The following is a 9101-nucleotide window of genomic DNA, read 5'->3' on the forward strand; positions in this document are numbered from 1 at the left end:
TGGCGTGCTAAGTGCTGCTTGCTGGCCGCGGTTTGAGTTCAGTGCTGCTCTGGCGAGCTCGTGTCCACCGTAGAACGGCGTATGAGAGGGCAATCACGAAGATGGCGATCACACATTGAAGGAGGCTTACCCGCATCGAGGCGTCGAATGCCATGCTCACCAACACCGCAATAATTGACGCGGTAACCAGCAGGGGCAGCCAGGGGTGAGCCCACATGGCGAACTTCAAAGAGCCCTCATCCAGCCACTTCTGGCGAAGCTTGAGTTGCGACAGACAGATCATCAGGTAGACAAAAAGGAACACAGTGCCGGACGAATTGATGAGGAACTGAAACACGGTATCCGGCCAGATCGCCGCAATAACCACGCACCCGTACCCCACCAGTGTCGAGGCGATCACGCCACGCACCGGTACGCCATTGCGGCTCACTGCCGCCATCCAGCGAGGTGCCTCGTCGTTGGAAGCCAGTACGAATAACAATCGCGACGAGGTGTAGAGGCCCGCATTCAATACCGAGAGCACGGCCACCAGAATGACCACCGTCAACAGCGTACCGGCGCCTGGAATACCGATGTGTTCCAGCGTGGTCACGAACGGCGATTTACCAGGAACGATGTCGGTCCAAGGCTGCGCCACCACGATAAAAAAGGTCGCCAGCACAAAGAACACCAAAATTCGAACCATCACCGTGTTAACGGCCTTGCGGATATTGCGTGACGGGTCTTCGGACTCCGCAGCAGCAAGCGTGGCCACTTCTACGCCGGTCATCGAGAAAATCACCACCACTACACCGGTGAATAGCGATGAAACACCATGCGGCAAAAACCCTCCATGCTCGGTCAGGTTGCTCAAGCGTGCCGTCGACCCTGGCCAGAGGTTGAAGACGTAGACACCCACTACGATCAGAAAGACGACGATGGCCGCGACCTTGATACCCGCGAACCAGTACTCGGCTTCTCCAAATGAATGCACCGACATCAGGTTCAGCAGGGTCATGCTTATCATCAACCCCAGCGCAATCACCCAGACAGGAATATCCGGTAGCCAGCCATTGATAATTTGCCCACCGACTACCGCCTCGAAACCCACCACAATTACCCAGAAATACCAGTACAGCCATCCCATCATATACCCCGCAGGACGCCCAAAAGCCATGCGGGCGTAATCCACGAAAGAACCTTTGGAAGGATGTGCAGAAGCCATTTCACCGAGCATGCGCATCACCAAGGCGACGATAAGCCCGGTCATTGCGTAGGTGATGAAGGCACCCGGCCCGGTGGAAGCGATTACAGCGCTGGAGCCTACGAATAGCCCAGCGCCGATGACTCCGCCCAGTGCCAACATGCTGATATGTCGCGTCTTGAGTGAACGTTTCAAACGCGGGTCGTGTTCGGTCTGAATAGGCATGGTCGTCTCCTTTTATTGTTAGTGATCAACGGGCCTGTTCAGAAGGGTATGCAGGTACAAAATGATTGAACACGGTAAAAATCCATGTCCGACAGCTTCTGGTTGTACAAATGTATGAAGTGCATCGACATACCAGATCAGCCGCAACCGCGCGGTTTCGTCTGAGGGTTACGGGTTGACCACCCGCTACAATCAGCGCCACGGCCTTCACCGCTATCTGTTCGTAAAAGGCCATGAGGGCTGCAGGCACGGCTCATGAATGCCGCTCTGCATCAGCGTTTGCGAGGGCCTGCTGCGGATTGATTAGTTCTGCTCATAGACCCATGCCGATTTAACCGGGTAGTCCGATCGTGCGTGCTCGCTTAACGTCCTCCCATCGAGGTGGCAGCCAACCGGCTGCCACGCTCACCTTGGCTTACGGGCTGGGCGGGAGTGTTGACGCTGGGAGATAACGCAATGCAAAAGCGCTACTTGGGTAACAGTTCTCTAGAGGTTTCGGCCCTTGGCCTGGGGTGCATGGGGCTGAGCCACGGCTATGGCCCGGCCACGTATACCCAGGATGCAGTGTCGCTGATCCGCGCTGCCGTTGACCTGGGCGTGACCTTCTTCGACACCGCCGAGGTGTATGGCCCCTACCTGAACGAAGACGTGGTTGGCCAGGCATTGGCGCCCGTGCGCGATCACGTGGTGATCGCCACCAAGTTTGGTTTCACCTTTGGCGACGACAATAAGCAGCAGATTCTCAACAGCCGCCCCGAGCATATTCGCCAGGCCGTCGAGGGCTCGCTACGCCGGCTCAGGACCGATTACATCGATCTTCTCTACCAGCATCGGGTCGACCCGGACGTGCCCATCGAAGACGTTGCGGGCACCGTCAAGGCCCTGATCGCTGAAGGCAAAGTAAAGCACTTCGGCCTCTCGGAAGCCGGCGCGCAAACCATCCGCCGAGCGCACGCGGTGCAACCGGTCACGGCGCTGCAGAGTGAGTATTCGATGTGGTGGCGTGAGCCAGAGCTGGAGATTTTCCCCACCCTTAGCGAGCTGGGCATCGGCTTTGTACCGTTCAGCCCGTTGGGCAAAGGGTTTCTCACCGGGGCCATTTCGGCTGACGCATCGTTTGGCAGCGATGACTTTCGCAGTGTCGTGCCACGCTTTGCCCAGGAGGCGCTGCAGGCCAATCAGAACCTGATCATCCGGCTGCGCGAGATCGCCGCGCAAAAAGGCGTGACCCCTGCGCAAATAGCCCTCGCCTGGCTGCTCGCCCAGGCACCGTGCATTGTGCCGATTCCGGGGACGACCAAGCTGCATCGGCTTGAAGAAAACATCGCCAGCGCGTCGGTCACCCTGACCCCAGCGGAGCTGGCGGCCATCGCATCGGCCTTGGCGCAGATCAGTGTCCAGGGTGACCGTTACCCCGAGGCGCTTAAAGCCCGTGTCGGACGCTAAGGGAGGCGGTATGAACGACCCCGATTCGCTGCGCCGCACAGTAGTTTTCGCATTGGCCAGCTCACCGCTTCTGGCACTGGGCAGCACGCAAGCCCGTGAAGAACAAGCACCATCCGGTTCTCGCAGCCTGGTGGCGTACTTCTCCCGGTCGGGCAATACCCGCGTCGTGGCCGGGCTTATCCAGCGCGGCGTGGGCGCGGACATATTCGAAATCCGCCCTGCCGCCCCCTACCCCCACGACTACCTGCAAACCGTGGAACAGGCGCGCCAGGAGCGCGACAGCGGCTTCGAGCCGGTATTGGAGAGCCGGGTTCACAACCTGGACGCGTACGACACCGTGTTCCTCGGTTTTCCCATCTGGGGTGAAACCCTGCCGCCAGTGGTGCGCGCTTTTCTTTCAGCCCATGACCTGAGCGGCAAAACCATCATTCCCTTCACCACCCATGGCGGCTATGGCTTGGGCAGCAGCCGTGCTGTGCTCCACGCTCATGCGCCCCAGGCCAAGGTGCTCGAGGGGTTCGTCATGGAGGGCGAGCAAGAGCGCAGAACCATGGAGACCGTCAACGCCTGGCTAAGCGACAGCCACTTCAAACCTTAACCACCGCATCGCCCGGTTTGCGCCGAGGACACAGCAATGAAAACCCGCATCTCGGGCAACGGCCTGGGCCAGGAGTTACACCTATGAATCCGCTGATCGCTCCACTGGTAGCCTTTTCGCTGATGGCTGGCGAAGCCGCCGCCGAAGACAACAAAAACGTGCGTGTCACCCGTGTTGGCACCCAGCCTTCCGCTCAAGGCCCGGCCGACAATTTCACCGGCACGGTGCGGGTTGATGGCCTGTTCAAGGGGGATGCGCCTGCCCGCGTGGGCGGCGGCACCGTGACCTTCGAGCCTGGCGCACGCACCGCGTGGCATACCCATCCGCTGGGGCAAACGCTCATCGTCACCGCGGGCATGGGCTATGTGCAGCAGGCGGACGGCCCGCGCCAGGAAATTCGCCCGGGCGACACCGTATGGATCCCGGCCAATGTGCGTCACTGGCATGGGGCGTCCCCCACCACGGCCATGACCCATATCGCGTTGGCCGAAGCCGTCGATGGCAGCGCCGTGACCTGGGGCGACAAGGTCTCGGATGCCGAGTACGCAGGCCTGAAACCGTCCACCGCCACCACCGCACCGCCGTCCGAAACATTGTCGAGCCAACAGCAGGCCATCCCACTGATCGCGGCGTTTATGGCCTCCAGCGACATGCCCAATCTTAATCAAGCCTTGAATCAGGGTTTGGATGCCGGGCTGACCCTCAGTGAAGCCAAGGAAATACTGGTGCAGCTGTATGCGTACGCGGGCTTCCCCCGCAGCCTGAATGCGCTGGGTGAACTGATGAAGGTGGTTGAGGCGCGCAACGCGCAAGGTATTCAGGATGCCCCAGGGCGCGAGCCCGGCCAGCCGATTCCAAGCGGCCAGGCCTTGCTCGAGGTCGGTACCGCCAACCAGACGCGCATTTCCGGCGGTGCGGTGCAAGGCCCGCTGTTCGACTTTGCGCCAGTCATCAACCAGTACCTGCAAGCCCACCTGTTCGGCGCCATCTTCGAGCGTGACAACCTGGACTGGCAAAGCCGTGAGCTGGCCACTGTGGGCGCGTTGGCAGCAACGCCGGGGGCCGAACCGCAGTTGCGTTCGCATATGCTGGCGAGCCTGCGGGTCGGCCTGAGTGCTAGCCAACTGCGCCAGGTGGCCGCTGTACTCGCCAAACACCCGGACGCCGCCGTGGCCACCCGGGCGCAGGCGGCGCTGACTCAAGCCCTTGCCGCATCGGAGGGCTGAAGATGCAGCGTACCACGACCGTTCTCTGCCTCCCTCTGGCCTGCCTGCTTTCAGCCTGTACGGTGCCTGCCAACCACTCTGGCAACAGCGCCGCGCCGTTGCAGATCGAGGCGCAAGGCAGCTTTGCCGCTGGCGGCACCCTGACCACCGCGCCAGGTACGTTTGACCCGCGCAACCCTATGGCGCCCGCGGGCCAGACCTACCATGGCGATCACGCCTATGTGTTTTACCAAGTGCCGGCCAACGCGCGAAAACTGCCGATTGTGATGTGGCACGGTGCCGGCCAGTTTTCCAAAACCTGGGAAACCACAGCCGATGGTCGCGAAGGCTTCCAGACCCTTTTCCTGCGCCGTCAGTTTGGCGTCTACCTGATCGACCAACCGCGCCGCGGCAACGCCGGTCGCAGCATGGTGGAGGCAACGCTCAAGCCGACGCCGGACGAACAGCTGTGGTTCAACCAGTTCCGCATCGGGGTATGGCCCAACTACTTTGACGGCGTGCAGGTGGCGCGCGACGAGCAGACACGCGAGCAGTTCTTTCGCGCCATGACCCCCAATACGGGGCCGTTCGATATGGGCGTGGTGTCCGATGCCGTATCGGCTGCGTTCAACCGGATCGGCCCTGGCATTTTATTCACTCACTCCCAAGGCGGCGGCCCTGGCTGGCTCACCGCGATCAAGAACGACAAGGTAAAGGCTATCGTCGCGTTCGAGCCGGGCAGTAGCTTCGTGTTTCCTGCCGGAGAGGTTCCGGCCCCGATCCCCAGCGCCTTCGACACGGTGCAAGGCGCCCAAGTACCGCTGAGCCAGTTCTTGGCACTCACACGGATTCCGATCCTGATCCTCTACGGCGACAACATTCCCGATCACGCCATCGACCTGCCCGCCCAGGACAGCTGGCGGGCAAGGCTTGAGATGGCGCGGCTATGGCGCGACAGCGTTAACCGGCATGGCGGCGATGTGAAGCTGATTCACCTTCCGGAAATCGGCATCAAGGGCAACACGCATTTTGCCATGTCAGACCTGAACAACCGCCAGATCGCGGATTTGGTGGCCCAGTTCCTGGCAGAGAAACAGCTGGATTGACCCGATCGGCATGCGCGCCGATCAGAAAAAACCTGTTAATCCCCTTCAATCCTTTGGAGCAAACCCATGCAAAACACCGTTCTCAAAGCCACGTTCATGGCCGCGATGGTCGGCCTCTCAGCCGGCACGAGCGTGGCTGCCGACGACAAGAAAAACCCGTTCACGCTAGTGTATGCCGGCGCGATTGCCCGCAATGAGCCGGGCAAGGTCAACATCCATCCGGTGACCTATAAGCTCAACGGCCTGGACATCGTCGCCAACGTCTACACCCCGGCCAGCTACGACCCGCAAAAAGCCTACCCGGCCATCGTGGTGGCGCACCCTAACGGCGGTGTAAAAGAGCAAGTCGCCGGGCTGTATGCCCAGCGCCTGGCCGAACAGGGCTACATCACCATCACCGCCGATGCGGCCTATCAGGGCGGTAGCGGCGGCCAACCGCGCAGTGTCGACAAACCCGCCAACCGCATTGAAGACATCCACGGCATGGCTGACTTCATTGCCCAGTACGCCGGCGTCGATGCGCAGCGCCTGGGCCTGCTCGGCATCTGCGGCGGGGGCGGCTATTCCCTGGCCGCGGCCGAGACCGACAAGCGCTTCAAATCGATTGCCACCCTCAGCCTGTTCAACTCAGGCCGTGTGCGCCGTAACGGCTACGTCGACTCCCAACTGGACAGCGTTCAGGATCGCCTCAAGCAAGCGTCCGAGGCGCGTGCCCTGGAAGCTGCGGGGGGTGAGGTTCGATACGCGGGCGATGCAAACCTGAGCGACGAGCAAATTGCCAAATTACCCTTTGATCTCTACCGCCAGGGTTACGAGTACTACTGGAAAACCCACGCGCACCCGAACTCGACCTTCAAGTACACCACCAGCAGCCTGCTCGACCTGATGCGCTTTGACGCCACTGACCAGATCGACCTGATTGACCAGCCACTGCTGATGATCGCCGGCAGCCAGGCCGACAGCCTGTACATGACCGAGGATGCGTTCGCCAAGGCCTCCGGCACGAAGGACAAAGAGCTGTACAAGATTGAAGGCGCTACCCATATCGAAACCTACTGGGTACCCAAGTACGTTGACGCGGCACTCGGCAAACTCGCGCCGTTCTACGCAAGAACCCTCGCGAAGTAGTCGTGCATGACTGCCTCGGAGCACGCGAGGCAGCGTCGCACGAAACACCCCCTGCGTACCTGCATGAAGGCCCCTCATCAATGTCCCGCGCCAACCTCAACGACCTGCATGCCTTCGTGATCATCGCCCGCGAAGGCAGCTTTACCCGCGCCGCCGCTCAACTGGGCGTTTCGCAATCGGCGATCAGCCACACCCTGCGCACCCTTGAAGCGCGCCTGGGCGTGCGCCTGCTGACCCGCACAACGCGCAGCGTATCGCCCACTGAAGCCGGCTTGCGTTTGTACAAGGCCATGGCGCCACGCTTTGAAGAAATTGAACTGGAACTGGCGGCCGTCAGCGAGTTTCGCGACACCCCGTCAGGCACCGTGCGCATTTCTGCGTCCGAGCACGCTGCCAACAACATTCTCTGGCCAAAGCTGTTGAAGGTGCTGCCCGACTACCCGGATATCCACGTGGAAATCACTGTGGACTATGCCCTCTCCGACATCGTCGCCCAGCGCTACGATGCCGGCGTGCGGCTCGGTGACCAGGTGGCCAAGGACATGATCGCCGTCCCCATCGGCCCTCGGCTGCACATGGCGGTCGTGGGGGCGCCCGACTATTTGCGCAAACACACCGCGCCTCAAGCCCCGGCAGACTTGGCGACACACAACTGCATCAACCTGCGCCTGCCGACCCACGGCAGCTTGCTGCAATGGGACTTTGAAAAGGACGGCTACGAGCTCAAGGCCCGTGTCGAGGGGCAATGGACATTCAACAGCAGCCTGCCGATTTTGCGCGCGGCGGTCGCCGGCTGCGGCCTGGCGTTTCTGCCGGAAGACATGGTGGCCAAGGACATTGCCGAGGGCTCACTGGTACGGGTGATGGAGGATTGGTGCCAGCCGTTTCCCGGCTACCACCTCTACTACCCCAACCGGCGCGAGCAGTCGTCAGCGCTCGGCATAGTGGTGGATGCGTTGCGGCATGAGCAGTGAGCGTTGCCCGGTGATACTGGCGTTCACTAAGCAAAAACCAAGCAAAAACCCGGCGCTTGGCCGGGTTCGTGGAGGTGGAACATCTGATCAGTTATCCGGGTGTTCGCTTGCCACCGAATCGGCGGCGTCTACATCCGACATGTCCTCCTCAAGCGGCGCATCGTCGTCCGCCGGCAGCGGGATTGCATCGTCGTCCCGCCTCGGGTCATGGCCCGTCTCATTGTCGGTGCCACGGGTGACGTCCTGCTGTGACAGGTTGCCTGGGGCATTCTCATTGATTTCCATGCTGGCTCTCCGTTCTATCGCGCGGAATATCCTCGCTTAAAACTCTGAGGCGGCGCAGCGCTCAGAGTGCCGGGCATTAGACGAATGGTGCGCCACCCTGCGCGCACTCAAGCCGATGGCGCAGGCCGGAAGCATGAACAAATCCCCCCCGATGCCCGCGTCTGATCTACGATTAACAGCCTACGGCCTGCCTATCGGAGAACCAGCATGAACCCTCACGCGACTGCCCTTGTCTTGATCGAATTCCAGAACGACTTCACTACGCCGGGTGGCGTGTTCCATGACGCCGTCAAAGACGTGATGCACAGCACCGACATGCTGGCCAACACCGCAGCCGCCGTTGAGCAGGCACGTGAGTTGGGCGTGAAGATTATTCATATGCCGATCCAGTTTGCCGAGGGCTACCCGGAGTTGACCACGCGCTCCTATGGCATCCTCAAAGGCGTTGCCGATGGCGGTGCGTTTCGAGCCGGCAGCTGGGGCGCCGCGATCACTGACGAGCTTGGCCGTGAGGCAGGCGATATTCTGGTGGAGGGCAAGCGTGGGCTGGATGCGTTTGCCACCACCGGCCTCGACCTGGTACTGCGCAACAATGGCATCCATAACCTGGTGGTCGCGGGGTTCCTGACCAATTGCTGCGTCGAAGGCACGGTGCGTTCGGGGTATGAGAAAGGCTACGACGTGGTCACACTGACCGATTGCACAGCCACCTTCACTGCTGAACAACAACAGGCCGCCGAGCAATTCACGCTGCCGATGTTTTCCCAAACGCTGAAACACGCGCAATGGCTGGAAGCGTTGAAAGCCGGCTGAAACGCGCGATCTATGCCGAACCGGCTCCTGTACCGAGCGGCCCCCTGTACCGAGCCGGCCCTTGTGGCGAGCGGGCTTGCCCGCGTTGGGGTGCGAAGCGCCCCGCTTTAGGCTTTCAGATCTGGGGCTGCTACGCAG

General features: G+C 61.2%; 9 protein-coding genes. 7 read left to right on the forward strand and 2 right to left on the reverse strand.

Going from position 1 to position 9101, the window contains the following annotated elements; all coding sequences use genetic code 11:
• Positions 1-7: 7 nt before the first annotated feature.
• The gene (locus GIW02_RS13595) at positions 8-1408 is read right to left on the reverse strand and encodes an amino acid permease (protein ID WP_236415733.1); all 1401 of its coding nucleotides are present in this window, start codon (positions 1406-1408) and stop codon (positions 8-10) included.
• A gap of 456 nt (positions 1409-1864) precedes the next feature.
• Between GIW02_RS13595 and GIW02_RS13600 the strand changes: the two genes are divergently transcribed.
• From GIW02_RS13600 to GIW02_RS13625, 6 genes are all read left to right on the forward strand, one after another.
• On the forward strand, positions 1865-2854 hold the full coding sequence (locus GIW02_RS13600) for an aldo/keto reductase (protein WP_236415728.1): 990 nt from the start codon (positions 1865-1867) through the stop codon (positions 2852-2854).
• Between the two features lie 10 nt (positions 2855-2864).
• Positions 2865-3452: a flavodoxin gene (locus GIW02_RS13605; RefSeq protein ID WP_236415726.1), complete on the forward strand. Its 588-nt coding sequence runs from the start codon at positions 2865-2867 to the stop codon at positions 3450-3452.
• Positions 3453-3535: 83 nt separating this feature from the next.
• Entirely contained in the window at positions 3536-4678 is a 1143-nt protein-coding gene (locus GIW02_RS13610; RefSeq protein ID WP_456361620.1) for a (R)-mandelonitrile lyase, read from the forward strand.
• A gap of 2 nt (positions 4679-4680) precedes the next feature.
• A complete protein-coding gene (locus GIW02_RS13615) occupies positions 4681-5763 on the forward strand; it encodes an alpha/beta hydrolase (protein ID WP_236415724.1) in 1083 nt (360 codons plus the stop codon).
• A 66-nt stretch (positions 5764-5829) separates the two neighbouring features.
• Positions 5830-6891: an alpha/beta hydrolase gene (locus GIW02_RS13620; protein WP_236415722.1), complete on the forward strand. Its 1062-nt coding sequence runs from the start codon at positions 5830-5832 to the stop codon at positions 6889-6891.
• Positions 6892-6971: 80 nt separating this feature from the next.
• Complete coding sequence (locus GIW02_RS13625) at positions 6972-7865, forward strand: LysR family transcriptional regulator (protein ID WP_236415720.1); 894 nt, start codon at positions 6972-6974, stop codon at positions 7863-7865.
• Between the two features lie 87 nt (positions 7866-7952).
• On the opposite strand, the gene GIW02_RS13630 is transcribed toward GIW02_RS13625, so the two are convergent.
• The gene (locus GIW02_RS13630; protein ID WP_236415718.1) at positions 7953-8150 is read right to left on the reverse strand and encodes a DUF851 domain-containing protein; all 198 of its coding nucleotides are present in this window, start codon (positions 8148-8150) and stop codon (positions 7953-7955) included.
• Between the two features lie 207 nt (positions 8151-8357).
• Between GIW02_RS13630 and GIW02_RS13635 the strand changes: the two genes are divergently transcribed.
• Positions 8358-8963 carry a cysteine hydrolase gene (locus GIW02_RS13635; protein ID WP_236415705.1) on the forward strand — a complete coding sequence of 202 codons (606 nt, stop codon included), beginning with the start codon at positions 8358-8360 and terminating at the stop codon, positions 8961-8963.
• Positions 8964-9101 lie beyond the last annotated feature (138 nt).

This window comes from Pseudomonas syringae, from assembly GCF_021606685.1.
Taxonomy (GTDB): Bacteria; Pseudomonadota; Gammaproteobacteria; order Pseudomonadales; family Pseudomonadaceae; genus Aquipseudomonas; species Aquipseudomonas syringae_R.

Bases quoted from the DNA above. Each gene is read 5' to 3' on its own strand.
- GIW02_RS13595 (WP_236415733.1), bottom strand. From the start codon at position 1,408: ATGCCTATTCAGACCGAACACGACCCGCGTTTGAAACGTTCACTCAAG.
- GIW02_RS13600 (WP_236415728.1), top strand. From the start codon at position 1,865: ATGCAAAAGCGCTACTTGGGTAACAGTTCTCTAGAGGTTTCGGCCCTT.
- GIW02_RS13605 (WP_236415726.1), top strand. From the start codon at position 2,865: ATGAACGACCCCGATTCGCTGCGCCGCACAGTAGTTTTCGCATTGGCC.
- GIW02_RS13610 (WP_456361620.1), top strand. From the start codon at position 3,536: ATGAATCCGCTGATCGCTCCACTGGTAGCCTTTTCGCTGATGGCTGGC.
- GIW02_RS13615 (WP_236415724.1), top strand. From the start codon at position 4,681: ATGCAGCGTACCACGACCGTTCTCTGCCTCCCTCTGGCCTGCCTGCTT.
- GIW02_RS13620 (WP_236415722.1), top strand. From the start codon at position 5,830: ATGCAAAACACCGTTCTCAAAGCCACGTTCATGGCCGCGATGGTCGGC.
- GIW02_RS13625 (WP_236415720.1), top strand. From the start codon at position 6,972: ATGTCCCGCGCCAACCTCAACGACCTGCATGCCTTCGTGATCATCGCC.
- GIW02_RS13630 (WP_236415718.1), bottom strand. From the start codon at position 8,150: ATGGAAATCAATGAGAATGCCCCAGGCAACCTGTCACAGCAGGACGTC.
- GIW02_RS13635 (WP_236415705.1), top strand. From the start codon at position 8,358: ATGAACCCTCACGCGACTGCCCTTGTCTTGATCGAATTCCAGAACGAC.